Source organism: Mycobacterium neglectum, assembly GCF_002591975.1.
Lineage (GTDB): Bacteria > Actinomycetota > Actinomycetes > Mycobacteriales > Mycobacteriaceae > Mycobacterium > Mycobacterium neglectum.
Genome location: NZ_NVQE01000118.1, coordinates 1 through 749, shown reverse-complemented (window position 1 = coordinate 749; position 749 = coordinate 1). Strand labels below are relative to the sequence as shown.

Here is a 749-nt window from a genome sequence, read left to right as displayed (position 1 = left end):
CCGATTCATGCGCGTGGAATCTACCGGTGTAGACGATTCCGTTGTCCGACAACGACATCGACGGTATCCCACATTCGTCGACGCCAGCCATGATGACCGACCACACGAGGTCGCCGTCGGCGTCGGCGTCAGCCGCACGCAGCCCCACCAGATAGCGGGAGTGGTCATCGAGGCTGCCCGCGATGGCCACCGCCGTGCCATCGGCCAGCCACCACCGGGTCCAGTCCGACTGCCAACACTCGTTGGGCCGTGCGAACACGAATCGCTTGGTCGCCGATTTCGGGCGCTTCTGCGGCTGTGGGGTGATCATCCCGCGGCGGGTCAGGATCTGCCACACCGTCGAGGGTGAGGGCACTGCTGTTAGGCCCTCGCGTTGCAACGACCATACGATCGACTGCGCGCCATGGTCCTTACCGTCCTCGATCATCCGCTTGCGCCGGCGCACCACCAGATCCTCGACCTCGGCGCAGGTCTGCCCCGGCGAGGTCAATGGCCGTCGGGACCGATCCTGCAGCCCGTCAATTCCCTCGTCGCGGAAGCGCCGGCGAAACTTGTAGAACGTCTGCCGACTGATCTGCTCGCGGCGACAGAACTCCGCCACGTTATCCACCTGCCCGGCCAACGCCGCAGCCATCCGAATGTCCATCGCCGTCACCTTCTGGGCCATGAACCATCGTGGTCGAGGCCCTACTCAGGTGTCAGCGATGTCCCGAGACATACCGGCGTCAGCGATGTCCCCGAACAGAACA

The 749-nt window shown here is 64.6% G+C and carries 1 protein-coding gene; it reads right to left on the bottom strand.

Annotated elements, in window-relative coordinates; all coding sequences use genetic code 11:
- Window positions 1–667 (bottom strand): helix-turn-helix domain-containing protein (locus tag CSQ99_RS30635; RefSeq protein WP_141562758.1); only part of this gene is annotated, 667 nt, incomplete at its 3' end.
- Window positions 668–749: the final 82 nt, after the last annotated feature.